We start from the raw sequence: 24856 nt of genomic DNA, 5'->3' as shown, positions 1-24856 counted from the left end.
TTCTGGACAGTTTGCACTTGTCAGCCCCTACGTCGCATGCTTATTCATTCGGCATGCGGACTGGATGTGAAATCCTCCGCATGAACCAGCTTCACACCGCGGGTCATGTATCGGAGCCATTACGGGCGCCAGATGCGGGCAGGCGATAAGCCAGTCCTCCGGGTCTTACATAGACGAAAGCTCATGAGATCATCCAAATCCCGTTCGCGTTCCAAGTCGAACCGTCAGCGCACTGTCGGTAATATCATCAATCGGGTTTTCGACAGCTCCGGTCCCGAGAGCAAGGTCCGCGGCACGCCGCAGCAGATCATTGACAAATACCTTCAGCTGGCGCGCGACGCGCAGCTGAGCAATGACCGCGTGGCAGAACAGAACTTCCTGCAACACGCCGAACATTACACCCGCCTTCTGGGCGAGGCGCAGCGCGAGCTGGCCCGCGAACAGGAAGGCCGCCAGGGTCAGAACGGCCAGCCGAACGGGAATGGCGGACGCGAGCGGGGCGAGGGCGATCAGCCCGAGTTCAACGGCGATCGCAATGGGTCGGAGCGCAACGGTAATGGTAACGGCAATGACCGCTCCTATGCGGATCGGAACCAGAACGACCGTGGTCAAAACGACCGCAACCAGAATGACCGCAACCAGAATGACCGGAACCAGAACGACCGGAATTCGGGTGAGCGCGCGCAGAATGAGCGGGGTCAATACGACCGCCAGAATGACCGCCAGAACGATCGTTCGCAGAATGATCGCGGGCAGAGTGACCGGGCGCAAAACGACCGCCAGAACGACCGCCAAAACGACCGGTCGCAGAACGACCGGGGCTATCAGGACCGCACCTCGAATGAGCGGGTACAGCATGAGCGCGCCGCCCGTCCGGCTGAGCCGATGGCGCCGGTGATCGACCCGCGCGATGCCGACAGCTCGACCTTGGTCGAGACGCCGGAAGCCCGGAACGCCGACAGCCGCAGCGCAGAGCACCGCTCGCCCGAGGGTCAGGCCGCCGACCGCAGCGCCGTCGCCTCCGTGGCGTCTGCTGCCCGCAGTGAGGGTGAGGCCAAGCCGCGCCGTGAGAGCAGCAGCCGCGCGCCCCGCAGCGGCGCAGGCGCAGGCAGCGCAGGCGCAGGCAACGCTGGCGCAGGCACGGGCAAGACCAACAGCCGCAGCAAAGCGCCCCGCGCCGACGCCCCTGTCGCTGCCACCCCGGCAGCGGTGAGCGATGCCCCCGCCGCGGATGCCACGCAGGCCGTTGCCGAGAAACCGGCCAAAGCCCCGCGCAAACCGCGCAGCCCGCGCAAGACCGAGGGTGAAGCCGCTATCGCCGAGGCCAAACCGGTCGAGTGAGCGTCAAACCGCGCTATGTTCAAGACAAAGGCCGCAGGATCCCTCCTGCGGCCTTTGTTTTTGTGTCAGAGGCGCCCGGCACGTCTGCGGCGGGACCAGTTCCGGCACAAGACCTTCAGGAACCGCCGCCATCGCGCCCCGAGAGCTGCTCGTCGGGCCAAGGAACTCTGCGCGCCCGCGCCCCGCAGTCAGCCTGCCGCCACAATCCGAGCCAAGGCGCAAAACCCCTCAAGGCTGATCTCTTCGGCGCGCGCGGTGGGGGCAAGGCCCGCCGCGACGATCTTGGCTTCCATATCCGGCGCCACGCCTTTCAGGCTGGCCCGCAGCATCTTGCGCCGCTGGTTGAACCCGGCGGCCACCACCCGGTTCAACACGGCAGGATCGGCGGGAAAGCGCGGCTCGGGCAGGGCGGTCAGATGCACGACGGCGGAATGGATTTTCGGCGGCGGCGTAAAGGCTTCGGGCGGCAGCGTCAGCACGATCCGCGCCTCGCACCGCCACTGCGCGAGCAGCGCCAGCCGCCCATAGGCCTTGGAGCCGGGCTTGGCCACGATACGCTCGGCGACTTCCTTCTGGAACATCAGCGTGAGGCTCTCCCAGACCGGCGGCCAGACCTTGGGCGTCAGCCAGCGCACCAGAAGCTCGGTGCCGACATTATAGGGCAGATTGGCCACGATGCGGATCGGTGCCGTCAGATGCTCAAGAGGGTTGATCTCGAGCGCATCACCCTCGATCACCTCCAACCGCCCCGGATAGGCGGCCGCAATCTCGGCCAAAGCGGGCAGACAGCGGCTGTCCTTCTCAACGGCCAGCACCTTGCGCGCGCCTTCCGCCAAAAGCCCGCGCGTCAGCCCGCCCGGGCCGGGCCCGACCTCGAGCACATCCGCGCCGCTCAGATCCCCCGCCGCCCGCGCGATCTTGGCGGTCAGATTGAGATCGAGCAGAAAGTTCTGCCCCAGAGATTTCTTGGCCGCGATCCCATGCGTGTCGATCACCGCGCGCAGCGGCGGCAAGCCGTCGATACTGCTCATGGGCACATTCCCTTTGCTTCGTTCAAAATATCCCGGGGGTCCGGGGGCAGAGCCCCCGGCGCGGCCCCGTCGGATGCCTCCGGCGGGGATATTTGAAACGAAGCAAGAGCGCTAGGTTTCTTTTGCGCCCCGGCTTTGCGCGGCATCGGCCCGTGCGGCGCCCATGCGGTCGGCCATGCGCAGGGCGGCGATCAGGCTGGCGGGATCCGCGATTCCCTGACCCGCGATGTCAAACGCCGTGCCATGATCGGGCGAGGTGCGCACGAAGGGCAGGCCGAGCGTCACATTCACCCCGCCCGCGAAGTCGATGGTCTTGATCGGGATCAACGCCTGATCATGATACATGCAGATTGCCGCGTCATACCGCGCCCGGGCGGCGGCATGGAACATCGTGTCGGCGGGCATCGGTCCGGCCAGCGCAAACCCTTCGGCGCGCAGATCGTCGAGGAGCGGGATCATCCAGTCGAGCTCCTCGCGGCCCATCGCGCCGCCTTCGCCCGCATGCGGGTTGAGACCTGCAATGGCAAGCCGCGGATTGCCGAGGCCAAAATCGCGTTGCAGCCCGGCATGGGTCAGCCGGATCACCTGCGCCAGCACCTCACGCGTGAGGGCGCGCGGCACGTCGGACAATGCGATATGGATCGTGGCAGGCACCACGCGCAGCCCCTCGCAGGCCAGCATCATCACCACGGGCACATCGCCCGCCAGATGCGCCAGATATTCGGTGTGGCCCGGAAAGGCGAAACCGGCGCCGTCCTGCAGCGCCTTTTTGTGGATTGGCGCGGTGCAGACCGCGCGGCCCTCGCCCGATTGCACCAGCCGCACGGCGCGGGCGATCACGTCGATCACCGATTGCGCATTGGCAGGGTTGGCCTCGCCCGGGCGGGCGGCGGCGGGAAACGGATGCGGCAGCACCGGCAGGCCCTTGCCCGCGGCATAGAGCGCCTCTGACGGCTGCGCGACCTCATGGATTTTCGTGCCGCGCGGCAGATGCGCGGGGTCGCCCAGCCAGACAAAGGGGCAGGTGCTGCCCAGCTGTTCCCAGGCCTTGGCGGCGATCTCGGGGCCAATGCCCGAAGGCTCGCCGCAGGTCAGAAGGACCGGGGTGGGCGCATGGAGGTCGGTGTTGGACATGGCGGTCTCCCTGTCTGCGTGGTCTGCCCCGCACCCCGCCGCCGGGCGGGCGGGGTCATTTTTCGCCCCTCACGCCGGGGGCCGGATCTTGCGCCCGTGCGGGGGGCGGCTCAGCGGCGCTGGATCACCGCATCCGCGATCAGATCGGCCAGATAGCTTTCGGCATAGGCGCTCAGGCGCTGGTTCAGCAGACGCAGCCGGACCTCATCGCGCGAGGGGGCGGCGGGCGCTGCCGCGGCAGCACCGGCCGCATCGGCCGCCGGGGCCGCGCTGCCCGCCGGGGTGGCCGCCGCCTCTGCCGTCGGCGCCGCGGCGGGCAGGTCTTTTTCGCGTTTGCACAGCATGAGATAGACCAAGGTGTCGCCGCGCACGATGGCGGCCGAGCTTTCACCCGGATCCAGATGCGCCAGTTCAAGGGCGATGTCTGCGGGCACCTGCGCCTGACTTTGGGTGATTCGTGTCAGCTGACTGGCCGGAACCCCTTTGGCCAGGGTGTAGATGTCATCACAGGTATCGGCGCCCGCGGTGATCCGTGCCGCCTCGGCCAAGGCCGTGGAGCTGCGACCGCCGGGGATCAGATATTGCGCGTATTCAACGCGTTCCGGGTCTTTCTTCACCGGGCCGTTCTCGTCGATTGCCTGCAGCATGAACACGGCAACCGCCCCGTTGCCCTGCAAGGGTTTCGAGGCTTCGCCCGGCTTCAGGCTGAGCGCGAGATTGCGCAAGACCGGCGGCAGATCCGCGAGCGGCGTCCAGTTGATCCGGCCGCCCTGATCGCGGCTGGCGGAGGCAGAATAGGTGCGCGCCGCCTGGGCGAAGGCCGCACTGCCCTGCAGCGCCGAGAGTTTCTCGGCCAGCGCCATGGCTTCGGCTTCCTGTCCCGGCGGTGCGGGCAGAATGATCTCGGAGAACAGCGCCCGTGTCCCCTGACCCAATTCGGCGGTGCTGGACATGGCGCGGTCGATCTCGGATTCAGAAATCTTCACCCGGCCGCCGAATTTCGCCCGCACCACCTCGCGCCAGGCGATCCCGGCGCGCACGAAATCGCGGAAGGTTTCCGGGGCGATCCCGGCCTTGCCGATCTCGGTGATGAAGGTGTCCTTGTCCATATTGGCGCGGCCCGCAAACTCGGTCAGCCCCTCGTCCAGCGCGGCATCGCTGACAACAATGCCCGCGCGCCGTGCCGCATCCAGCCGGATCCGGTCTTCGATCAGCGCTTTCTCCGCCTGGGCATCCGTGTCGCCCGGCGCGTTCAGCAATTTCAGGAAGGCTTTGCGCTGTTCCAGTTCATAGCCGGTGATGATCCCCTCATTCACCTGCAGGACCGGGCCAAAGCTCTCTGCATGGGCCTGCTGCAGCCCCAGGGTTGCAGCCGTCAGAACCAGGGCCAAGGCGGTGGCAAGGGAGAGTTTCGTGCGCATCGTCGCTTCCGTCATTCGGTTCGGTCTCCGCAGGCGGGCCTGCTTGTTGGCGCGGGGCATGCCCGGCAGTCAGTCGGTGTCAGCCCTGCGGCGGACGCGTGAGATCAGCGGGCGCAGACGCTGCGTCGGCTGCCGGTACCCTTGGCGCCGCCAAAGCCTGCAAGCTCGACCGACAGCCCGATCCCGGTGTCGGGCTTCACACTAGTCGAGGACGTGAAACGACGCGAGAGGGAAAGATCCACGGACACGCATTCGTTGGCGTAGCGCAGGCCCAGACCGGCGCGGGCCGCGCGGTCGGCGGTGAAGTCATACCGCGTGGTGAAACTGCCCGACCAGTTCTCGCGCCAGCTCCAGCTGGTGTCGAGCAACAGCTCGTTCGTGGCGGTTTCGCGGTTCTCGCTCTCATCGGCCTGCATCCACAAATACCCGGCACCAATGGCATATTTATCGGCGACCCAGGCCAGCCGCAGCTCTTCGCGGGTGACCGAGATGTCGTTGTTCAGCAGCATCCGGTTGGACAGTTTCAGCCCGTTGGCATTGGCAAAGCTGGTGGAGATCAGCCAATCCGAGGTCTTGCCCCGCAGACCGCTGCTGGTGCCGAATTGCCCCAGATCGGCGGTGCGGAACACGCGGCCGACGGTCATGCCCAGCGACCAGTTGCCCGCGTCATACCGCGTCCAGCTCAGCCCCAGATTGGCCCGCGTTCCGCGCTCGCGCATGTCGGCGCCCGGATAGCGGCTGAGCGAGAAGAGATTCCCCTCGTCAAATTCGACCAGCAGGCTTTCCTCATTCGGGACCGGATCGGGATTGCCGCCCGAGACCAGAAATTGCGCCACCGGTTCAATGACATAGGACGCGCGGCCGCTGGATTTCACCCAAGGCCAGCGGATCTCGACACCGGCGGTGGGCTGGACGTTCAGCACCGAGCTGGGAAAGTCGATATCCTGCCGGATCTGATAGGCATCCACCGCCAGCTCCGCCAGTCCCGAGACCATCACCCCGGCGGGCAGCACCCAGTTGCGCCGCCAGTCGGTCTGCAGCGACACCCGGGTCGCATCGCGGCCGACCTTGTCAACCGCCGAGGAGCGCCGGTGGCTGTGCACCTCCCATTCGAGGGTGGCTTCGCCGCCGATCACATCGGGACGGAACACCCTGATCTGGTTGAAATCCGCCGCCAGCGTCGGCTGGGTGGCATTGTCCTCGCCGTCACGGATCGAGCGCGTGTTGCCGATGCGCGCCTGGATCAGCTCATCGCGGCGCACGCGTTCCAGCGTCAGGCCGCTCCAGAGGCGGTCCTCATCGGAAATGTCGTAATCCACCAGATAGGCGCGGTCCGACACCAGCCGCAATGCGGTGCCGAGGGTAAAGCCGCCCGGCACGGCGAAGCGGCCTTCGGCGAAAAGGTAGCCACGCCCGGCGCCTTCCTGAATCTGGTCATGGCTGACCGCGCCATTGACCTCCAGCGTGCCGGTGGTGAAGGCCTGCCGCCAGCGCGCGCCCAGCGTCTGTGCGTTCTTTGAGGCCAGATAGGGGGTGAGCGTCAGGTCGGCACTGGGGTTGATGACCAGAAAATACGGCACCGCAACCCCGAAGCCGAGATTGGAGGTGGTGCGGATCTTCGGCGCCAGAAAGCCGCTCATCCGGTCCACCGTCGGATCGGGCAGCCGCAGGCGGGGAATATAGGCCAGCGGCACGCCATAGGCGCGGAACTGCGCGCCCTCGAACAAGAGCTGCTGCGTCTCGGTGTCATGGGTGACGCGGCGGGCGCGGATTTCCCACAGCGGCGTCGGGCTGCCCGCACAGACCCGGCAGGAAGAGGCCACGACGCGCTCCATCGTGGTCAGATGGCCATCTTCGCGGGTGATCCGGGTGGCGGCCAGTTGCAACTCGCGTGCCAGCACCAGCCGGGCGCCGGTCAGAATACCGTTTTGCAGATCGCGGCTGAGATCGGCCTGATCAGCCAGAATGACCGCGCCCGCACTGCCGGGCTCGGTCAGGCGGATCGGGCCATCGATGGTCAGCTGACCCGCCTTGCCGTCATAGGTGATGCGCGGGGCGGTCAGGTGGTTGCCCTGATACCAGACCTCGACCGCGCCGGTGGCGGTGACGGTCTGATCGCCGTTCAGGGTGATGCTGTCGGCCACAAGGGTTGCGGGCAGGTCCATCGGCACCGGATCCGGCGCGGTCTGGCTGATCGCGGGCAGGGGCGTGCTGCGGCTGGGCAAAATGTCATTGTCATCCGCGGCCAGGGCGGCGGTGCCCCATCCAAACGCGATGGCCATGACCGGCGCCATGACCGATGCCTGCCAGCGGCCCGTCCCGGCGCGTCGCAGAGGGCGGGCAGGGCGGTCGGCGCAGGTGGCGTCTTCGGGCAGGGCTCGGGTCATCTGGTCTTCCTCATCCGTCTTCGCGTGCCAAGAGCAGCGCCCCCGCTGCCAACAGCGCTACCACAGGCGGCATCCATGCCGCCAGTGCCACCGGGATCTGGCCGTTATCCCCCAGAACCTGTGCCATATTGCGCAGGAAATATGCCGCCAACCCCGAGGCCAGCGCCAAGAGTACCATGGTCCCGGTGCCGCCCATCCGGCTGTGGCGCATGGTAAAGCCCGCGGCCACCAGCACCATTGCCGCCAACATCAGCGGCAGCGCCAGCTCCATCTGGAACCAGACCTGATGCCGCCGTGCCGAAAAACCCGCGCGTTGCAGCCCGTTGATGAAATCCGGCAGCTCCCAGAAGGGAATCGCCGAGGGCTTGCCAAAACCGTCGCGGATCCGCTCGGGCGTCAGATCCGAGGGCAGATTGAGCTGCGGCAGCTCCAGTGCATCCCGCTCGGGGTTGTCCGAGGCCGCCAGCCGCCAGTCCTTGACCCCGGTCAGCCGCCATTGGCCTTGCCCCAGCACGGCCTTATCGGCCGAGATCCGGCGGATCGGGCCTTTCTCCGGGGCGAAAATCAGGAAGGTCACGTCAAAGAGCGTGGTGGCATCGGCATTGGCACGCGCCGCCCGGATCACCGCCTGCGTTGCATCGCCCGCATCGCCGTTCTCATCATCGCCGCCGCCCTGCCGCAGCCAGACGCCTTCGCGGTCGATGGAGATGGTCTGACTGCCGCCCGAGCGGTAGGATTCGCTCAGCGTTTCGACCCGCTTCGAGGTGGCGGCAACGATGGGATTGACGAAAGCCACGCCAAGCCCGCCCAGCGCCAGCGCCACCACCATCGGCGCCGCCACGATCGCCATGCCTGAGCGGCCCGCGGCGCGGATCACCACCAGCTCGGAATTGCGCGCGAGGCCAAGGAACATCACGATCGCCGCCAGCACGATGATCAGCGGCAGGATCGAATAGAGGCTGGCCGGCACATTCAGCAGCGACAGCACCGCCGCCTGCGGCAGCCCCACCGCGGCAGAGGTGAATTTGCGCAACTGCTCGACCATGTCGATCATGAAGAGGAAGGCGAAAAAGATCCCCAGCATCATCACAAAGGCAGCCAGAAAGCGCCGCGAGAGGTAGAGCGAAAGTCTCATCTGCCGGTCTCCGCGCCCGCCTGCGGCCCGGGTGCCGCCCCTTCCGTCACCAGCGGGGGCCGGATGCGGCGCGGGCGGGCGGCCCACCAGAGCATCATAAGCGCAATTGCCGCGCCCACGGTGGCGGGCAGGTAATGCAGCAGCCAGGCGCTTGGCATCCGCCGCACCGCATCGGCCGAGGTATTGACCAACAGCTGCACGAGGATCAGCGCGGCAATCGCCAGCGCGCTTTGTTTCCAGACGCCAAAGCGGCTGAACCCGCCCAGCATCAGCGCGGCAAAGCCCAGCATCGCCGAGACCGGCGACAACAGCGGCAGCGCCAGACGCTCTTGCAATTCGGTGGTGATATCCGTCTGCGTGCGGCCCGATTGCGCGATGACATCGGGCGCATCAAACATCAGCGACCCGGTACCCCATTCGCGCAGATCCGAGCGCTGGCGGACACTGGTGCTGAACAACCCCCCAAGATCATAGGTGAAATCCGCGAAATGCGTCACCGAAAGCCGGGCGTCGTTCAGGTCGAGCACCTGCGCCATCCCGTCAAACATGATCAGCTTGGGCGGGGTTGAGCCATCATCCGCCCCGCGCACGATCAGCGCCTTTTGCGCGGTATAGATCGTGCGGTTGGCCGGGTTGCGCCCGTCCGACAGGAACAGGTCCATCAATTCGCCATGTTCGGTGATCGCGCGAATGTAAATCGTCACATCCGCCGCCGGATGCATGAAGCTGCCCTCGGTCAGAAAGCGGGCGGTGACATTCTGGCTGATCTCGGATTGCCGCTCGGCCAGACGCGCGCGGGCGGCGGGCACCAGCTCATTCGTCAGCACCGCCACCATGACCGAGACCAGCACCCCGAACACCAGCACCGGCCGCGCCATCCGCCAGGGCGAGAGCCCGGTGGCCTGCATCACCACCAGCTCGCTCTCGGTCGACATGCGGTTGATCGCATAGATCGTGGCGGCAAAGGCCGCGAGCGGCAGCAGGAGGCGGATCACATAGGGCAGGGTCAGCGCGGTCAGTTCCAGCACGACGAGCGCCGATTGCCCGTCACCGATCAGCCGGTCAAACAGCTGCACCGCCTGATTGACCCAATAAACCGAGACCAGCACCAGCGCGAAAAAGCCAAATAGCCCCATCAGCTGCGCCAGGATATATCGGTCCAATCTGGACAAGTCGGCGCCTCCGGTCCGTGTGCGTGCCGCTTTTTCTTAGCGGGTTCGGCGGGGCGGGGAAAGAGGCGGTGGCATTTTGCGCGGGCCTCAGAAGGCTGCATTCCGCCCATATTTTCGCTTCGCGCGGCGAAGTGATCCCCGGACAGCGGGCACAGTGCGGTTTTTGCCCGGGGGCGACGGCCTTGCGGTGCGGCTCCCTTGGGCCGGGCGCGCGTGATTCAGTGCCTCTCTCGGGCGCGTCAGGTCTTGGGGCGGGGGCGCAATCCGGGGGGCCAATCCGGCGGGTCAATCCGGGATGTGGCGCGCGCCGGTGGCAGGCCGATGCCCCCTGCAGCACCCGCCTTTTCCCGCGCGGCGCCGCCGTTTGCCCTGCGACGGCGCCGTGTCTTTTCATTCGGGCAGGGCGCGGCTAGGCTGCGGGCAATCTGCCCGAACCCCGGGTTATCCGCACCGGAGCTGACCATGACCGATCCCGTTTCGATCCATTTCCAACCGCTCGACCTTGAGGCGCTGACGACCGCAGCGGGCCGCATTGCGGTCTTTGCCGAATCCGGGGGCAAGTTGAGCCCGGCGGGGCGGCGGCTGGACAAACAGATGCGCGGCGCGCTCGCGCGGGCGCTGGAAAGCCCGGCTTTTACCGCGCTGAAGGCGGGCGAGGGGCTGGAGCTGGCGTTTCCGGCGGGCCTCGCCGCGGAGGCGGTGCAGCTGATCCATCTGCCGCGCCGCGCCAGTCTGGCCGAGGCGCGCCGCGCCGGGGCGGGCATTGGCAAGGCCTTGGGCGCGGCGGGCGCGCTGGTGCTGGCCGAAAATCACCCGCGGGCGGCGGATGTCGCCTTCGGGCTGGCGCTCCGGGCCTATGATTTCGCGGCGCATAAATCCGCCGCCCCGAAAACCCTCGGCGCGGTGGTGATTATGGCCGCGAAACCCGAAGCCCTGGCCGCCGCCGCCCAGCCGATGGCGGCACTGGCCGAGGGGATTTTCTTCACCCGCGATCTGGTGAATGAACCCGCCAATATCCTGACGACAGACGATTTTGCCGCCCGCCTCGCCGCGATGCAGGAGCTGGGGCTGGAGGTCGAGATTCTGGAAGAGGCCGAGCTGCGCGATCTCGGCATGGGCGCGCTTTTGGGTGTCGGGCAGGGCTCGGAGAGCCCCTCGAAAGTCGTCGTGATGCAGTGGAACGGCGGCGGCGAGGAGCCGCCCTTTGCGCTGGTCGGCAAAGGCGTGGTCTTTGACACCGGCGGTATTTCCATCAAACCCGCGGCGGGCATGGAAGAGATGACGATGGACATGGGCGGCGCGGGTGTGGTGGCGGGCGTCATGCGCACGCTCGCCCTGCGCAAATCCCGCGCCAATGTGGTGGGCCTTGTCGGTCTGGTTGAGAATATGCCGGATGGTAAGGCGCAGCGGCCGGGCGACATCGTCCGCTCGATGAAGGGCGACACGATCGAGGTGATCAACACCGATGCCGAGGGGCGCTTGGTGCTGGCCGATGTGCTCTGGTACGCGCAGGAACGCTTCCAGCCGAAAGCGATGATCAATCTCGCCACGCTGACCGGGGCGATCATTGTCGCCCTGGGCCATGAAAACGCCGGTGTTTTCTCGAATGATGACACTTTGGCCACGGCGTTTTTGCGCGCGGCAGAGGCCGAGGGTGAGGGGGCATGGCGGATGCCGATGGGCCCCGCCTATGACGCGATGATCAAATCGCGGCTGGCCGATATGAAGAACACCGGCGGGCGCTATGGCGGCTCGATCACCGCGGCGCAGTTTCTGGCGCGGTTCGTGAAGCCGGGCACGCCCTGGGCGCATCTCGACATCGCCGGGGTGGCTTTGCCGCCGTCGGAAACCGATCTGGCGCCGAAGGGGGCGACCGGCTGGGGCGTGATGGCGCTCGACCGGCTGATCCGCGACCAGTTCGAGGCGCTCTGATTTGGGACGCGCGCTGTTTTACCATCTGACCCGCTCCTCGGTGGAGGAGGTGGCGCAGCAATTGCTGGAACGCGCCGTCGCGGCGGGCTGGCGGGTGGAACTGCGCGGCGTGGACCCGGGGCGGATGGATTGGCTGGATCAGCGGCTCTGGCAGGGGCGGCCCGAGAGTTTCCTGCCGCATGGCCGCGCCGGGGGCGAGACGGATGCCCTGCAGCCGGTGCTGCTCACCCATGTCGGGCAGGCGGCCGTGAACGCGCCAAAGGCGGTGATGACGGTCGAGGGCGCGGCGGTGACTGTGCCCGAGATTGCCGCGATGGAGCGGGTCTGGATTCTCTTCGACGGCCATGACGGCGAGGCGCTCGCCCAAGCCCGCGGCCAGTGGAAAGCGCTGACCGAGGCCGGGGCGGCGGCGGAATATTGGAGTGAAGATTCCGGAAAATGGGAAAAGAAAGCCGAAAAAACAGCCGGGTAACGGCTGTTTTTGATGTGATGCTTTAGGCGGCCTTGGCGCGCTCGGCACGGATCAGCGCGGTGGCCAGCCAACAGGCCGCCGCCACCCCGTCAATCAGCGGCAGCGGGCTGGTTTCCTGCAAGGCGGGCCGCAAGAGCGCCATCCCGGCGCAGCCCAGCACCAAAGCCTCCACCCCCGGTTTCGCCGCCGCCGTCAGCGCCGCCGAGAGCCGCGCCATCGTGGCGGGGGTGGCTTCCTCCACCTCCAGCACCGCCAGACCGCTCGCCTCGACCCCGGCGCAGATGCCGCCAAAACCATAGGCGGCGATGTTCTCCTCAATGACCGGGACCGAGACCGGCAGCGTTGTCACCACCGCAAACCGCTGACCTTGAAGGGCGGCGAGGTGAAAGGCAGCCTCGCCAATGCCCAGCACCGGGCAGGATGCGGCGCGGCGGATCTGCGCCAGACCGGTATCGTCGAAACAGGCCAGCACGATCGCCTGAAACCCCTCGGCCCGGGCGGCGGGCAAGAGGGCGAGCGCGCCCGCCACCGCCGCTTCGCCATCCTCCGGCCCCTGAATCGCGGGCGGGCCATCGTGGTTCGTCCAGCCGGTGATCTCGGCCTCGGGCAGGGCAGCGCGGGCGGCGGCCAGCATGCTGTCGGTCATCGCTTGCGTTGAATTCGGGTTCAGGATCAGGATCTTCATCTTAGACACCCCGGCCCGCATCCGACCCGGCCCGCGCCCGGCGGCGGTTCATCACCAGCACGGTCACCAGAAACACCCCGATGATGCCAAAGGAAAATACCGTGGTCAGCGTGCCGAGCGCAAAGATCACCGGCGTGGTGACATTGGTGGTCATGCCGTAAATCTCGAGCGGCAGCGTGTTATAGCTGCCCGCCGTCAGCAGCGTGCGGGCGAATTCGTCGTAAGAGAGGGTGAAGCCGAACAGGGCCACCCCGATCAGCGAGGGCGCGATGATCGGCAGCACCACATGGCGGATCGTCTGCCAGGGGCTGGCGCCCTGATCGCGGGCGGCCTCTTCATAGGCGCCGTTGAAGCGGTTGAAGACGGCGAACATGATCAGAAGGCCAAAGGGCAGCGTCCAGGTCAGCTGCGAGCCAAAACCCGAGCCCGCCCAATGGATCGGCAGCCCGGCTTGCGAAAAGATCAGCCCGACGCCGAGCGAGACGAGGATCGACGGGATCACCAGCGAAGCGATGACGAGGTAAAAGAGCAGGCCGGAGCCCGCGAATTTCTTGCGGAAGGCGAGGCCGCCCATCACCGAGACGACAACGGTGGTCACCATCACCATCAGCCCCAGCGCGAGCGAGCGGCGGAAGCTGCCCCAGATGTCGCCCACCGCCTGCTGCTGGAACAGTTCGCGGAACCAGTTCAGCGAGGTGCCGCGCATCGGGAAGGTCAGCCCGCCCTCCGGCCCCTGAAACGACAGGATCGCGATGGTCAGCGTGGGGCCGTAGAGGAACAGGAGGAACAGGCCGAAAATGGCCGAGAGGATGTAAAAGGACTTCGGGCGCGGTTCCAACTCACAACTCCTTGCGGATATCGACGAGGCGCAAGAGCAGCCCGATGACGATGAGAACGGTGATCAACAGCACCACCGCGGTGGCGGCGGCGGAGGGGTATTGCAAGAGGCCGATGTCGTTGGAGATCAGGCGGCCGACATTGGCCGACTGGCTGCCCGACATGAAGCGCACGGTGATGAAATCGCCCATCACCAAGGTGAGCACAAAGATCGAGCCGATCATGATGCCGGGCTTGGTCAGCGGGATGATGACATTGACCAGCGTCTGAAAGCCGGTGGCACCAGCGTCATTGGCAGCCTCGAGCAGGGATTTGTCGATGCGCATCATGGTGTTGAAGATCGGCACCACCATGAACAGCGTGTAAAGATGCACGAAGGCGAGGATCACCGAGAAATCCGAAAACAGGAGCCAATCCAGCGGCTGGTCGATGACGCCCCAGGAAATCAGCGTCGAATTGGCCAGACCATTGCGGCCCAGAAACGGGATCCAGGAGATCATCCGGATGATGTTTGAGGTCCAGAACGGGATCGTGCAGAGGAGGAACAGCGCAATCTGCCAGGTCAGGCTGCGGATGTGGAAGGCCAGATAATAGGCGATGGTAAAGCCCAGAGTGAGCGTGATCGCCCAGGTGATCAGCGCATAGCGCAGCGTGTTCCAGAACACCCGGTAGGTGACCGGCGAGCCGAAGAGAAAATCGTAATTCTCCCAGGAAAACGCCGGGATGATCGAGAATTCGGTGGCTTGCCAGAAACTGACCACCACGATGGTGAAGATCGGCAGGATCAGGAACAGCGCCAGAATGGCCACCAGCGGCGAGGCCAGCGCCCAACCGGTCAGGTTGCGGGATTTCAGCAATTTCTGCACGGGGTCTTACCTTGGTGAGGGGGGCGGCGCTGCCGGGGCGTGGCGCGCCGGGGACAGGCCCCCGGCGCAGGTCATGCAGGGTCAGGACGGGACCATGCGGCCCCGCCCCATGGGATGGCTCAGGCCGAGATGAACTCGTTCCACTTGCGGACCATGTATTGGTTTTCGTCCATGACCGAGTTCCAGCAGGCGACGCGGCCCATCCGCTCGGCAAAGGCGCCGCCATCGCGGACATCGCCCGCACCGGCCAACTTGTCGCCGGTGGGCGAGGTGATATCGCCCGTCGCGGCCTTGCCCTCGAACCAATAGCCCCATTCATCGGCGGACATGAATTCTTTCGAGGTTTCCGGCACCGCCGAATAATAGCCCTGACGCATCAGATAGCCGCCGACCCAGCCCGAGAGATACCAGTTGATGTATTCATAGGCGGCGTCGAGCTCGATCCCGCTCAGGCTGCTCGAGAGGCCAAGACCGCCACCCCAGCTGCGATAGCCCTCTTTCAGCGGCTGGTAGACGCATTCGATGCCGCGCGATTTGACGGCGGTGATCGCGGGCGACCACATCGACTGGATCACCACTTCTCCGCTCGCCATCAGGTTGACGCTCTCGTCAAAGGTCTTCCAGAAGCTGCGGAATTGTCCGGCTTTTTTGGCCTCGGTAAAGATCGCCATCGTCTTGTCGATCTCTTCGCGGGTCATGTTGCCCTTGTCGCCATAGGTGATCTCGCCCATGGCCTCGCAGACCATCGCCGCATCCATGATCCCGATCGAGGAGATGTCGAGGATGCTGGCTTTACCCTTGAATTCGGGGTTCAGCAGCTCGGTCCAGCTCTCGATCGGGCGGCCGATCAGATCGGGGCGGATGCCGAGGGTGTCGGCGTTATAAATCGTCGGGATCAGGGTCATCCAGCCGGATTCTTCGGCCACGAAATCTTTGCCGCCGGGGCCGGAGGTAAAGCCCACCGTATGCGGCGCGGTGCCTTGGGCGATCACGCTTTCCGGGGTCAGTTTGCCATTGCGGAAAATGCCGACGATCTTGTCGTAATTCTTGATCTTCGACGTGTCCATCGCCTGCAGATTGCCGGTCGGCCAGACCTTTTTGCAGATCCAGTATTCGATATCGGCAATGTCAAAGCTGTCGGGCTGGGTGGCGGCGCGCTGGGTGACGGCATCCGAGTCGAGTGCGGTCATTTCCAGTGTGAATCCAAGGTCTTCCTTGACCTTGTTCGCCACGTCATTCAGGTTCGACACCCCGGTGCCGAACTGGCGCAGGGTGATGTTCTTGATGTTCTGCGCCCAGATCATCGGCGCCGGAAAGGCGCTGGCGGCCACGGCGGCGGCGCCGGTTTTCAGCAGATTGCGGCGGTTCATAGTCCCTGTCGTCATTGGTCTCTCCGGTCTGATGTCGGGGTTGAGATTAAGCTTGGAGGCGGTGCAGCCGCCCCTCGTCCCAGGCGAGGCAAACCGCATCGCCGGGGTGTTTCGGATCGGCGAAATAGGCGGCCTCCGGAATCAGGGCGACGACCTCTTGCTGGCCTGCCGCCTCAGTCGTCAGGGCCACATGCGCGCCCTGATATTCGACGCTGCGCACCACGGCCTCGGTGCCCGCGGCGGCCAGGGCCACCGCATCGGCGCGGATGGCGAAATGCCCCTGCGGCAGGTGCAAGACGTTATGGCCGCCCATGAAACGGGCGACGAATTCGGTGCGCGGGCTGTTGAAAATCTCGCGCGCGGAACCCGCCTGTTCAATCTTGGCGTTGTTCATCACCACCACCTCATCGGCGAGCGCCAGCGCCTCATCCTGACCATGGGTGACATGGATGAAGCTGATGCCCAGCTCGCGCTGCAGGCGCTTCAATTCGGCCCGCATGCGGATGCGCAGGAACGGGTCCAGCGCCGACAAAGGCTCATCGAGCAGCAGGACCTGCGGATCGGTGATCAGCGCGCGGGCCAGCGCCACCCGCTGTTGCTGGCCGCCCGAAAGCTGCGCGGGCAGGCGGTCGGCGTATTGGGTCATGTCGACGAGGTCGAGCAGTTCCAGCGCGCGTTTGCGGCGGGTTGTGGCATCGATCCCCTTCATCTTCAGGCTGAAGCCGACATTGTCGGTGACGCTCAGATGCGGGAACAGCGCATAGCTTTGAAACATCATTGCCGTGCCGCGTTTGGCGGGCGGCAGGTGGCTCACATCCTTGCCTGAGAGCAGGATCGAGCCGTCCGAGATGCTCTCATGCCCGGCGATCATCCGCAGGGTTGAGGATTTGCCGCAGCCCGAGGGGCCGAGCAGGCAGACATAGCTGCCGCCGCGAAACAGATGGCTCACATCGTCCACCGCCACGGTCTTGCCGTAGCTTTTGGTCACATGGACCATCTCCAGATCGTCACCTGTCCGCATGAATGCTCCGTCCGTTCTCTGCCGTGGGCGGCGGGAATAAGGGGATGCTGCACGCGGTTTTTGCGGCAAGGGCACGGAAATCTGCCGGAATCGGCGGCGGAAACCGGCTTTGCGTAAAGTTTGGGCGGTTGTCCGCAGTTTCGTCCAATTTTTTGAACTTGATTGTATACAATTATGTCTGCGATTGCGCGGGGCCACTGCGCTCTTGCCCTTGGCGGGTAAAACCAGAAGAATCGGCCCCAAGGTCCGGTTTCGACGGGCGCACCGGGAAAAGGTGGAATGATGATGGATGACAGCAGGCTGGGCATGGATGGCAGCAGCGGCAGCGTGGCCGGGCGTCTGGCGCTGGCCATTCACGAGCACCGTCTGGCGCCGGGCACCAAGCTGTCGGAAGATGAGGTGGGCGAGATTTACGGCGTCAGCCGCACGGTGGTGCGCGCGGCGCTGCAAGAGCTGGCGCATGACCGTCTGGTCGAGCTGAAGCGCAACCGCGGCGCCTATGTGGCGCAGCCAACGGTGCGCGAGGCGCGCGAAGTGTTCGAGGCGCGCGCGCTGCTGGAGCCGCGCACCGCGCGGTCGGCGGCGGAACGGGCCACGGCGGCGGATATCCTGCGGCTGCAAGCGCATATCGACGAAGAGCATGAGGCCCTGCGCACGGGCGATGCGGGCAAGGCGCTGCGCCTCTCGGGGCTCTTTCACATCGAGATTGCGCGGATTGCCGATCAGGCGACGATTGCCGATTTCATCACCCAGCTCATCGCGCGGTCCTCGCTGATCATCGCGCTCTATTGGCAGCGGCGGAATGCTTTGTGCGAAAGCCATGCGCATCACGCGCTCTTGCGGTCTTTGGCCGAGCGGGATGGCAGCCGGGCGGAAGAGCTGATGAAAAGCCATCTGGTCGATCTGGTCTCCTCGCTCGATCTGCGCAATCTGCCCTCGGTGCCGCGCTCGCTGAAGGAGGCGCTGCAATGAGGGTGATCCGGCCGATGACCTTGCCCGAGTTGGAGCAGGTGCTGACCTGGGCGGCGGCCGAGGGCTGGAACCCCGGTCTGGACGATGCGGCGGCCTTTCACGCCAGTGATCCGGCGGGGTTCTTGCTGGCGGAAGTGGCGGGCGCACCGGTGGCGGCCGTTTCGGTGGTGAACCATTCCGACAGCATGGCGTTTCTGGGCCTTTATCTCTGCCGTCCCGAATGGCGCGGGCAGGGGCATGGCTGGGCGCTCTGGCAGGCGGGGCTGGCGCATGCGGGGGGACGGACCATCGGCCTCGATGGTGTCGCGGCACAGGAGGCGAATTACGCCAAGTCCGGCTTTCTGCGGCAGGGCGCGACGCTGCGGTGGGAGGGGGATTTGTCCTCTGATTCCAAACGCTCAGCGCCCGAACTGCGCCTCTATACAGAGGACGATCTGCCCGCCCTCACCGCGCTCGATGCTGCGGCGCAGGGCTATGCGCGGCCCGCGTTCTTGCGCGCATGGCTGGCGGCGGCCCCCGCGCGGCACACATGGGTCCGGGCGGATGGCCGGGGCTTTGTCACCGCGCGGGCCTGTGGGCGCGGGGTCAAGATCGGCCCGGTGATCGCGCCGGATGCCGCCAGCGCCCATGCGATGATCGCGGCGGCGGCGGCCGGGTTTCCGGGGCCGGTGATCGTTGACATCCCCGAGCAAAACACGGAATTGGCAGCGCTTTTGGCGCGCGATGGGATGGTTGAGACCTTTCGCACCGCCCGCATGTACAAGGGTGCGGCGCCCGAACCCGGCCCGATGGCACAGGCGGTTGCGACGATGGAGCTGGGCTGAGTGGCCCGGCCTTGTTCCCGGCCCGAAAACCGTCAGAGTGGCGGCAGCCAACCCCGGAGGTTTCATGCATCCCGACCGCGCCGCCGATCCGCGCTTTGACCTTGCCCATCGGGTGATCCTGGCGGCGGGCGATCTGGCCGCCCGGTATTTCGCCGATCTGACCCAGCTGCGGCTGGAGACCAAGGCTGAGGGGCAGGATGTCGTCACGCAGGCCGACCGCGCGGTGGAGGCGCTGATCCGTGGCCAGCTCATGCAGGCCTTTCCCGAGGATGGCTTTCTGGGCGAAGAGCAGGGGCTGCACCCCGGCCAGAACGGCTATCTCTGGGTGGTGGACCCGATTGATGGCACCAGCCTGTTCGTCGCTGGGCTGAACGATTGGTGCATCTCGATCGCGTTGATGCGGGACGGGGTGCCGGAGCTGGGCCTCGTGCTGCAACCCGCCACGGGGGAGCTGTTCACCGCCCGGGCGGGGCAGGGCGCGTTTCTGAACGGCCAACCGATCTCGGTGAACCACGCGGCACGGATCGACCGGGGGCTGACCGGCATGGGCGCGAATTTCCGCATACCGCTGGCCGGGATCACCGGTTTTCTGGCGGCATTGATGCAGGCGGGGGGCATGTTCATCCGCACCGGCTCGGGCGCATTGATGCTGACCCATGTCGCCTGCGGGCGGCTATGTGCTTATTATGAAGGGCATATCAACGCCTGGGATTGCATGGCTTCGCTGTGCATCCTGCGCGAGGCGGGGGGCTGGCATTGCGACTTTCCGGGGCCGGAGGGGCTCTTGGCGGGCGGCAGGATCCTCGCCGCGCCGCCGCATCTGCGGGCCGCGCTCGAGGATCTGGTGGCGCAGGCGGGGGGCTGAACCCTGGGCCCGCGATCAGCGCGAGCGGGTGTCAATCGGATAGGCGCTGCGCTCGGTCAGGGTCTCCATCGCGAAATGCGAGGTGACATTGCGGATCGGCACCGCCTCGGTCAGCCGCAGGTAAAACGCATCATAGGCGGGCATGTCCGGCACCGCGACGCGCAAGAGGTAATCCATCGCCCCTGCCATCCGATGCGCGCTCATCACCTCGGGCATCGTGTCCAGCGCCGCCAGAAACAGCGCACGCCAGTCGGGATCATGCGCGGGCGCCTCGATTCCCACAAACACTGTCAGGCCAAAGCCGATGGCGCGCGCATCCACCCGTGCCACCCGGCCGGTGATGATCCCCTGCGCCTCAAGTTTCTGGATGCGTTTCCAGCAGGGCGTCTGCGACAGGCCCACCCGGTCCGCGATCTGCGCCACCGGCACCGTCGCATCGCGCATCAGCTCGGCGATGATCTTGCGGTCGATCAGATCCAGCGTTTCCATGCCCGTCCTCCGTTGCATCCCCTCATGATGACAGTTTTGCGCTTTAAATCTACAAGATTTATCGTGATTAAATAGAGGTATGTATTTCAGTATATTACCGGAATTTGATGCAGGATTCGCAGCAGGGCCGCGCGTCAAGATTGATTCTCGCGGCATTTCGGCCTAGGTCTGATCCATGATCACGCAAAAGATGAAATATGCCCTCAAGGCACTGATGGTGCTGGCCGATGAGCGGGCCGGAGAGGGCAAGTCTTTGCGCATCGAAGAGATCGCCAGCCGCTCGGGCACGCCCAAAAGATTTCTGGAGCATATTCTGCTGGAAGTGCGCAACGCCGGCATCCTCGCCTCGACCCGGGGCCGGATGGGCGGCTATGCGATGATCAAAGAGCCGGAGACCGTCTCTGTCTCGGAATTGCTGCGTCTGATCGACGGTCCGATCGCGCCGCTGCCCTGCCTGTCGCGCGGCAGTTATCAGCGCTGCGAGGATTGCAGCGACGAGGAAAGCTGCCGCATCCGCAAGGTGTTTGCCGAGCTGTTCTGGTCCTATCTCGTGCTGATCGAATCCCTGACTCTGGCAGATCTGGTGCGCTCTGCGCCGGTTGCGGCACAGGTTCTGGACGCGCCCGCCCTCGGGTAGGGTTTATTTCACCATACATTCCAGACGCTTGAGTGATTCCGCCTTGGGGTGGGAGAATTCAATTCTATAATCACGACCAAAAAGAGCGTGATTTAACTCTTGCGAAACACGACTAACTCCGTCGTAATTAAAGGGTAGGCGGCGCCATGGTGGCCTGCCTCTCAGACGACAGGAGAACCCGATGACCTACGCGATCACCGCCCCGGCCCGGCATGGCTCCCGACCTGATATGGGGCACCCTGACATGGGGCGTCCTGAATGGGGGACCCTTGCCCAAGCCGCGCTGCAGCCGATGCACCGGATGGCAACGCCCTGCTGCAGGATCCGTCTGATCCACCGCGCCAGCGGCAAACCGCACAGCATTTCGGGCCAGCCGCTGGTCTTGTACAGCCGCGCCCCCGAGGAGGCGGTGGCCGACCTTCTGCGCAACCGCGACCCGCGCGACTGGCGCGTCGAGGTGGTGCCGATGACCGGCCGCCATGCCCCCGATCTGCGCCCCGATCTGAGCCCCGATCTGAGCAGGGAGGGCCGCGCATGAGCCTGCATTTCCTTCACGGCCACACGATCCTTGGCCTTGCCCCCATCCTGTCCTTCGCCGGGCTTGCCCCGAAAGCCGAACGGCAAAATCTGTTGAATCCGGAGAAAATTGAAATGTTCACCACCATCACCATCGGCAGCCATGTCAGCGCCCAGGGCCCCTTGCTGCGGCATCTGCCCGATGGCCGCGCCACCATCTCGACCGGCGGGCGCAGCCTGACCGGCTGGCCGGTGGCGCAGGTCCGTCAGGCGGCAGAGCCGCGCGCCCTGTCCCGCCGCAGCTTTTCCGAGGCGGGGATGTTTTCCACGCTGACCCTCGCGGCGGCGCTGGCGCTCTCGCTGGCGTCGGGCCTCTGGCAGCCCGCCCATGCCGAGAGCCTCCTGAACGTCTCCTATGACCCGACGCGGGAACTTTACCGCGAGGTGAATGAGGTCTTTGCCAAGGAATGGCAGGCGGCAGGGCATCCGGCCCCTGAGTTGCAGACCAGCCACGGCGGTTCCGGTGCGCAGGCCCGCGCGGTGATCGAGGGGCTGGATGCGCAGGTGGTGACGCTGGCTTTGGCCTCCGACATCGACAAGATCGCGGCGGCGGGGAAACTCCCCGCCGACTGGCAGGCGGCGCGGCCGCACAATTCCTCGCCCTATACCTCAACCATCGTGTTTCTGGTGCGGGCGGGGAACCCCAAGGGGATCAAGGACTGGGGCGATCTGGTGCAGGACGGGGTGGAGGTGATCACGCCCAACCCGAAAACCTCTGGCGGTGCGCGCTGGAATTACCTTGCCGCCTGGGCCTGGGCCGAGAAAAACGGCAAGGATCCCAAAGCCTTCCTTGGTGATCTTTTCAAACATGTGCCGGTGCTGGATACCGGCGCGCGTGGCGCCACCACCACTTTCGCCCAACGCGGCATGGGCGATGTGCTCTTGGCCTGGGAAAACGAGGCCTATCTGGCACTCGATGAGTTGGGCGCCGATCAGTTCGAGATCGTGGTCCCCAGCGTCTCGGTTCTGGCCGAGCCGCCGGTGGCGCTGGTCGAGGCGAACATCAAATCCGAGGATCAGCGGGCGCTCGCCAATGCCTATCTCGATTTCCTCTATACGCCGGAGGGGCAGGCGCTGGCCTTCAAACATTACTACCGTGGCTGGGACGCGTCCAAGGCGGATCCGGCCGATGTCGCCCGGTTTCCGAAGCTGGATCTGGTGACCATCGACGATCTCGGCGGCTGGGCCAAGGTGCAGCCCGAACAGTTCGGCGATGGCGGCATCTTTGACCAGATCTACACCGCGAAGTGAGGGCCCATGCGTAGTTTCACCCCCCGTTCCGCGCTGCCGGGCTTTGGCCTGTCGATGGGGATCACCCTCGCCCTGCTGGGCCTGATCGTGATCCTGCCGATCGGCGCGCTTTTGGGAAAGGGGCTGGCCTTCGGGCCGGTCCCGCTCTGGCAGGCGGTGCATAATGAGCGGACCTGGGCGGCGCTCGCGCTGTCGTTCCGCCTCGCGGCCTTCGCGGCGCTGATCAACCTGATCTTTGGCGCGGTGCTGGCCTGGATCCTTGTGCGCTACCACTTTCCGGGGCGGCGGCTGATCGATGCGGCGGTGGATCTGCCCTTCGCCTTGCCCACTGCCGTGGCGGGGATCGCGCTGACCACGCTCTATGCCCCGAATGGTGCTTTTGGCAGCCTTGCCAAGGACTTCGGGCTGAAGATCGCCTATAGCCAATGGGGCATCCTGATCGCGCTGGTCTTTGTCGGCCTGCCCTTTGTCACCCGCACCCTGCAGCCGGTGATGGAAGAGATCGACCGCGAGGTCGAGGAGGCCTCGGCCACATTGGGCGCCAGCCGCGCCTATACGATCCGCCGGATCATTCTGCCGATGCTGACCCCCGCCGCGATGACCGGCTTTGCCCTCAGCCTCGCGCGCGGGGTGGGGGAGTATGGTTCGGTCATCTTCATCGCCGGGAATATCCCGCTGAAAACCGAGATCGCGCCGCTGCTCATCGTCATCCGGCTGGAAGAGTTCAACTATGACGGCGCGGCGGCCATCGGCATTGCCATGCTGTTCATTTCCTTCGCGCTTTTGCTGGCGCTCAACCTCGTCCAGATCTGGACCCGCCGGAGGATTGGCCTTGTCTGACCTTGCTCCCCCCACTGCGGCGCATCGCTTTCGCGCCCCCACCGAAGAGGCACCCTGGCTCCGCCGCCTGCTGATCCTTGGCACCGTCGCGGTACTGGCGCTCCTCCTCTTCGCGCCCCTGTTCGTGGTCTTTGCCGAGGCGCTGGCCAAAGGGCCGATGGCGGCACTCGCCGCGCTCGCCACGCCGGATGCGGCTTCGGCGGTGCGGCTGACACTCACTGTCACCGCGCTGGCGCTGCCGCTCAACATCCTCTTCGGCCTCGCCGCCGCCTGGGCGATCACCAAATTCGATTTTCCGGGCAAGGCGCTGCTGATTACCCTGATCGACCTGCCGTTTTCGGTCTCGCCCGTGGTCGCGGGCCTCTGCCTCGTCCTGCTTCTCGGCGCGCATTCCAGCCTCGGCGGCTATCTCGTCGCCAGCGGCTTTCCGGTGATTTTCGCGCTGCCGGGCCTCGTCCTTGCCACCACCTTCATCACCTTCCCCTTCATCGCGCGCGAGATCATTCCGGTGATGATCGAGCAGGGCCGGGCCGAGGAAGAGGCGGCGCTGACGCTGGGCGCGGGCGGCTGGCGGGTGTTTCGCACGGTGACGCTGCCGAACATCCGCTGGGCACTTCTCTATGGCGTGCTCCTCGCCAATGCCCGCGCGATGGGAGAGTTCGGCGCGGTCGCCGTCGTCTCGGGCCGCATCCGGGGGCAGACCGCCACCATGCCGATCACCATCGAGATGAATTACAACGAATATCTCACCATCGCGGCCTTTTCCATGGCGGCACTTTTGTCGGTGCTGGCCCTCGTGACCCTGGGGGTGAAGATCCTGCTGGAATGGAAACATGCCGATCAACTCGCCGCCCATCACCGCCGTCAGGGAGTTTAAGATGCACATCGACATTGATGAAATCGCTAAAGAATTCGGCGCAACCACCGCGCTGCATCCGGTCAGCCTGTCCATTCCCTCCGGCGCGCTGGTGGCGCTTCTGGGGCCCTCGGGCTCGGGCAAAACCACGCTGTTGCGCATCTTGGGCGGGCTGGAATTTCCAACATCGGGGCGGGTGCTTTTTGACGGATCAGATGCCACCGGGCTCAGCGTGCAGGAACGGCGGGCGGGCTTTGTGTTCCAGTCCTACGCGCTTTTCCGCCACATGACGGTGTTTGAAAACATCGCCTATGGCCTGCGCGCGCGGCCCCGCGCCACCCGGCCCCCGGCGGCGGAAATCACCCGCCGGGTGACGAAACTGCTGGAGCTGATCCAGCTGCCGCAGATCGGCAGCCGCTATCCCAGCCAGCTTTCGGGCGGGCAGCGGCAGCGGGTGGCCCTCGCGCGCGCGCTGGCGATCGAGCCGCGGATGCTGCTCCTCGATGAACCCTTCGGTGCCCTTGATGCCCGCGTGCGGCGCGAATTGCGGCAAGGGCTGCGCGAGATCCATGACACCACCGGCCTGACCACGGTTTTCGTGACCCATGATCAGGAAGAGGCGATGGAGCTGGCCGATCTGGTGGTGGTGATGTCGATGGGCCGGATCGAGCAGATCGGGCGGCCCGCCGACATCCGCGCCCGCCCCGCAACGCCCTTTGTGCGGGAATTCATCACGGCCTGA

23 protein-coding genes and 1 pseudogene are annotated in these 24856 nt (G+C 65.7%); 12 read left to right on the top strand and 12 right to left on the bottom strand.

What is annotated here, in order from left to right:
• Nucleotides 1-183 precede the first annotated feature (183 nt).
• A pseudogene (locus tag ACEN2S_RS09910) lies at nucleotides 184-612 on the top strand (DUF4167 domain-containing protein); the annotation flags it as partial.
• Nucleotides 613-1529: 917 nt separating this feature from the next.
• Here the strand turns inward: ACEN2S_RS09910 and rsmA are convergent.
• The 6 genes from rsmA to lptF all read right to left on the bottom strand — a co-directional run bounded on the left by rsmA (nucleotide 1530) and on the right by lptF (nucleotide 9621).
• The gene (rsmA, locus tag ACEN2S_RS09905) at nucleotides 1530-2372 is read right to left on the bottom strand and encodes a 16S rRNA (adenine(1518)-N(6)/adenine(1519)-N(6))-dimethyltransferase RsmA (RefSeq protein WP_441865673.1); all 843 of its coding nucleotides are present in this window, start codon (nucleotides 2370-2372) and stop codon (nucleotides 1530-1532) included.
• Nucleotides 2373-2483: 111 nt separating this feature from the next.
• Entirely contained in the window at nucleotides 2484-3506 is a 1023-nt protein-coding gene (gene pdxA / locus ACEN2S_RS09900; RefSeq protein ID WP_441865670.1) for a 4-hydroxythreonine-4-phosphate dehydrogenase PdxA, read from the bottom strand.
• A gap of 110 nt (nucleotides 3507-3616) precedes the next feature.
• Nucleotides 3617-4942, bottom strand: a complete 1326-nt coding sequence (locus tag ACEN2S_RS09895) for a peptidylprolyl isomerase (RefSeq protein WP_441865668.1) — start codon at nucleotides 4940-4942, stop codon at nucleotides 3617-3619.
• Between the two features lie 89 nt (nucleotides 4943-5031).
• Nucleotides 5032-7314 (bottom strand): LPS-assembly protein LptD, encoded by a 2283-nt coding sequence (locus ACEN2S_RS09890; protein ID WP_441865666.1) that lies wholly within the window; start codon nucleotides 7312-7314, stop codon nucleotides 5032-5034.
• Nucleotides 7315-7324: 10 nt separating this feature from the next.
• The gene (gene lptG, locus ACEN2S_RS09885) at nucleotides 7325-8449 is read right to left on the bottom strand and encodes an LPS export ABC transporter permease LptG (RefSeq protein ID WP_441865663.1); all 1125 of its coding nucleotides are present in this window, start codon (nucleotides 8447-8449) and stop codon (nucleotides 7325-7327) included.
• Nucleotides 8446-9621 (bottom strand): LPS export ABC transporter permease LptF, encoded by a 1176-nt coding sequence (gene lptF / locus ACEN2S_RS09880; RefSeq protein ID WP_441865660.1) that lies wholly within the window; start codon nucleotides 9619-9621, stop codon nucleotides 8446-8448. The genes lptG and lptF overlap by 4 nt, the downstream gene beginning before the upstream one ends.
• Nucleotides 9622-10083: 462 nt before the next feature.
• On the opposite strand from lptF, the gene ACEN2S_RS09875 reads away from it, so the two are divergent.
• Together ACEN2S_RS09875 and ACEN2S_RS09870 are read left to right on the top strand one after the other, a co-directional pair.
• On the top strand, nucleotides 10084-11553 hold the full coding sequence (locus ACEN2S_RS09875; protein ID WP_441865657.1) for a leucyl aminopeptidase: 1470 nt from the start codon (nucleotides 10084-10086) through the stop codon (nucleotides 11551-11553).
• A 1-nt stretch (nucleotide 11554) separates the two neighbouring features.
• Nucleotides 11555-12025 carry a DNA polymerase III subunit chi gene (locus ACEN2S_RS09870; protein WP_441865654.1) on the top strand — a complete coding sequence of 157 codons (471 nt, stop codon included), beginning with the start codon at nucleotides 11555-11557 and terminating at the stop codon, nucleotides 12023-12025.
• 22 nt (nucleotides 12026-12047) lie between these two features.
• Here ACEN2S_RS09870 and ACEN2S_RS09865 read toward each other — a convergent pair whose 3' ends face one another.
• From ACEN2S_RS09865 to ACEN2S_RS09845, 5 genes are all read right to left on the bottom strand, one after another.
• Nucleotides 12048-12710, bottom strand: coding sequence for an aspartate/glutamate racemase family protein (locus ACEN2S_RS09865; protein ID WP_441865651.1), 663 nt, complete (start codon nucleotides 12708-12710; stop codon nucleotides 12048-12050).
• Nucleotide 12711: 1 nt separating this feature from the next.
• The gene (locus tag ACEN2S_RS09860; RefSeq protein ID WP_441865649.1) at nucleotides 12712-13548 is read right to left on the bottom strand and encodes an ABC transporter permease; all 837 of its coding nucleotides are present in this window, start codon (nucleotides 13546-13548) and stop codon (nucleotides 12712-12714) included.
• Between the two features lies 1 nt (nucleotide 13549).
• Nucleotides 13550-14413 carry an ABC transporter permease gene (locus tag ACEN2S_RS09855; protein WP_441865646.1) on the bottom strand — a complete coding sequence of 288 codons (864 nt, stop codon included), beginning with the start codon at nucleotides 14411-14413 and terminating at the stop codon, nucleotides 13550-13552.
• A 119-nt stretch (nucleotides 14414-14532) separates the two neighbouring features.
• On the bottom strand, nucleotides 14533-15798 hold the full coding sequence (locus ACEN2S_RS09850; RefSeq protein WP_441865643.1) for an ABC transporter substrate-binding protein: 1266 nt from the start codon (nucleotides 15796-15798) through the stop codon (nucleotides 14533-14535).
• 31 nt (nucleotides 15799-15829) lie between these two features.
• On the bottom strand, nucleotides 15830-16804 hold the full coding sequence (locus ACEN2S_RS09845) for an ABC transporter ATP-binding protein (protein ID WP_441865640.1): 975 nt from the start codon (nucleotides 16802-16804) through the stop codon (nucleotides 15830-15832).
• 279 nt (nucleotides 16805-17083) lie between these two features.
• On the opposite strand from ACEN2S_RS09845, the gene ACEN2S_RS09840 reads away from it, so the two are divergent.
• The 3 genes from ACEN2S_RS09840 (at nucleotide 17084) to ACEN2S_RS09830 (ending at nucleotide 19465) form a co-directional block, all read left to right on the top strand.
• Nucleotides 17084-17776 carry a GntR family transcriptional regulator gene (locus tag ACEN2S_RS09840; RefSeq protein ID WP_441865637.1) on the top strand — a complete coding sequence of 231 codons (693 nt, stop codon included), beginning with the start codon at nucleotides 17084-17086 and terminating at the stop codon, nucleotides 17774-17776.
• A complete protein-coding gene (locus ACEN2S_RS09835) occupies nucleotides 17773-18600 on the top strand; it encodes a GNAT family N-acetyltransferase (RefSeq protein WP_441865634.1) in 828 nt (275 codons plus the stop codon). Before ACEN2S_RS09840 ends, ACEN2S_RS09835 begins: the two co-directional genes overlap by 4 nt.
• Before the next feature lie 64 nt (nucleotides 18601-18664).
• Nucleotides 18665-19465, top strand: coding sequence for an inositol monophosphatase family protein (locus ACEN2S_RS09830; RefSeq protein ID WP_441865631.1), 801 nt, complete (start codon nucleotides 18665-18667; stop codon nucleotides 19463-19465).
• Between the two features lie 15 nt (nucleotides 19466-19480).
• Here ACEN2S_RS09830 and ACEN2S_RS09825 read toward each other — a convergent pair whose 3' ends face one another.
• Nucleotides 19481-19954: an Lrp/AsnC family transcriptional regulator gene (locus ACEN2S_RS09825; protein ID WP_441865628.1), complete on the bottom strand. Its 474-nt coding sequence runs from the start codon at nucleotides 19952-19954 to the stop codon at nucleotides 19481-19483.
• A 175-nt stretch (nucleotides 19955-20129) separates the two neighbouring features.
• Here ACEN2S_RS09825 and ACEN2S_RS09820 point away from each other — a divergent pair, with 175 nt between their 5' ends.
• The 6 genes from ACEN2S_RS09820 (at nucleotide 20130) to ACEN2S_RS09795 (ending at nucleotide 24856) form a co-directional block, all read left to right on the top strand.
• A complete protein-coding gene (locus ACEN2S_RS09820; protein ID WP_441865625.1) occupies nucleotides 20130-20591 on the top strand; it encodes an RrF2 family transcriptional regulator in 462 nt (153 codons plus the stop codon).
• 181 nt (nucleotides 20592-20772) lie between these two features.
• Nucleotides 20773-21129 carry a hypothetical protein gene (locus tag ACEN2S_RS09815; protein ID WP_441865623.1) on the top strand — a complete coding sequence of 119 codons (357 nt, stop codon included), beginning with the start codon at nucleotides 20773-20775 and terminating at the stop codon, nucleotides 21127-21129.
• Between the two features lie 296 nt (nucleotides 21130-21425).
• Nucleotides 21426-22418 (top strand): sulfate ABC transporter substrate-binding protein, encoded by a 993-nt coding sequence (locus ACEN2S_RS09810; protein ID WP_441866145.1) that lies wholly within the window; start codon nucleotides 21426-21428, stop codon nucleotides 22416-22418.
• A 6-nt stretch (nucleotides 22419-22424) separates the two neighbouring features.
• The gene (cysT, locus tag ACEN2S_RS09805) at nucleotides 22425-23258 is read left to right on the top strand and encodes a sulfate ABC transporter permease subunit CysT (protein WP_441865621.1); all 834 of its coding nucleotides are present in this window, start codon (nucleotides 22425-22427) and stop codon (nucleotides 23256-23258) included.
• Nucleotides 23251-24135 carry a sulfate ABC transporter permease subunit CysW gene (cysW, locus tag ACEN2S_RS09800; protein WP_441865619.1) on the top strand — a complete coding sequence of 295 codons (885 nt, stop codon included), beginning with the start codon at nucleotides 23251-23253 and terminating at the stop codon, nucleotides 24133-24135. The genes cysT and cysW overlap by 8 nt, the downstream gene beginning before the upstream one ends.
• A gap of 1 nt (nucleotide 24136) precedes the next feature.
• Nucleotides 24137-24856 (top strand): sulfate/molybdate ABC transporter ATP-binding protein, encoded by a 720-nt coding sequence (locus ACEN2S_RS09795; RefSeq protein ID WP_441865616.1) that lies wholly within the window; start codon nucleotides 24137-24139, stop codon nucleotides 24854-24856.

The sequence above is a fragment of the Phaeovulum sp. W22_SRMD_FR3 genome (genome assembly GCF_052113705.1).
In the GTDB taxonomy this organism is placed as follows: Bacteria; Pseudomonadota; Alphaproteobacteria; order Rhodobacterales; family Rhodobacteraceae; genus JBGQOG01.
This window is presented reverse-complemented; position numbering and strand designations above follow the sequence as displayed.

What these genes read in the sequence shown, in the direction of transcription:
- rsmA (WP_441865673.1), bottom strand. Translation starts at nt 2,372, where the DNA reads ATGAGCAGTATCGACGGCTTGCCGCCGCTGCGCGCGGTGATCGACACG.
- pdxA (WP_441865670.1), bottom strand. Translation starts at nt 3,506, where the DNA reads ATGTCCAACACCGACCTCCATGCGCCCACCCCGGTCCTTCTGACCTGC.
- ACEN2S_RS09895 (WP_441865668.1), bottom strand. Translation starts at nt 4,942, where the DNA reads ATGACGGAAGCGACGATGCGCACGAAACTCTCCCTTGCCACCGCCTTG.
- ACEN2S_RS09890 (WP_441865666.1), bottom strand. Translation starts at nt 7,314, where the DNA reads ATGACCCGAGCCCTGCCCGAAGACGCCACCTGCGCCGACCGCCCTGCC.
- lptG (WP_441865663.1), bottom strand. Translation starts at nt 8,449, where the DNA reads ATGAGACTTTCGCTCTACCTCTCGCGGCGCTTTCTGGCTGCCTTTGTG.
- ACEN2S_RS09875 (WP_441865657.1), top strand. Translation starts at nt 10,084, where the DNA reads ATGACCGATCCCGTTTCGATCCATTTCCAACCGCTCGACCTTGAGGCG.
- ACEN2S_RS09865 (WP_441865651.1), bottom strand. Translation starts at nt 12,710, where the DNA reads ATGAAGATCCTGATCCTGAACCCGAATTCAACGCAAGCGATGACCGAC.
- ACEN2S_RS09850 (WP_441865643.1), bottom strand. Translation starts at nt 15,798, where the DNA reads ATGACGACAGGGACTATGAACCGCCGCAATCTGCTGAAAACCGGCGCC.
- ACEN2S_RS09845 (WP_441865640.1), bottom strand. Translation starts at nt 16,804, where the DNA reads ATGCGGACAGGTGACGATCTGGAGATGGTCCATGTGACCAAAAGCTAC.
- ACEN2S_RS09840 (WP_441865637.1), top strand. Translation starts at nt 17,084, where the DNA reads ATGATGATGGATGACAGCAGGCTGGGCATGGATGGCAGCAGCGGCAGC.
- ACEN2S_RS09835 (WP_441865634.1), top strand. Translation starts at nt 17,773, where the DNA reads ATGAGGGTGATCCGGCCGATGACCTTGCCCGAGTTGGAGCAGGTGCTG.
- ACEN2S_RS09830 (WP_441865631.1), top strand. Translation starts at nt 18,665, where the DNA reads ATGCATCCCGACCGCGCCGCCGATCCGCGCTTTGACCTTGCCCATCGG.
- ACEN2S_RS09825 (WP_441865628.1), bottom strand. Translation starts at nt 19,954, where the DNA reads ATGGAAACGCTGGATCTGATCGACCGCAAGATCATCGCCGAGCTGATG.
- ACEN2S_RS09820 (WP_441865625.1), top strand. Translation starts at nt 20,130, where the DNA reads ATGATCACGCAAAAGATGAAATATGCCCTCAAGGCACTGATGGTGCTG.
- ACEN2S_RS09815 (WP_441865623.1), top strand. Translation starts at nt 20,773, where the DNA reads ATGACCTACGCGATCACCGCCCCGGCCCGGCATGGCTCCCGACCTGAT.
- ACEN2S_RS09810 (WP_441866145.1), top strand. Translation starts at nt 21,426, where the DNA reads ATGTTTTCCACGCTGACCCTCGCGGCGGCGCTGGCGCTCTCGCTGGCG.
- cysT (WP_441865621.1), top strand. Translation starts at nt 22,425, where the DNA reads ATGCGTAGTTTCACCCCCCGTTCCGCGCTGCCGGGCTTTGGCCTGTCG.
- ACEN2S_RS09795 (WP_441865616.1), top strand. Translation starts at nt 24,137, where the DNA reads ATGCACATCGACATTGATGAAATCGCTAAAGAATTCGGCGCAACCACC.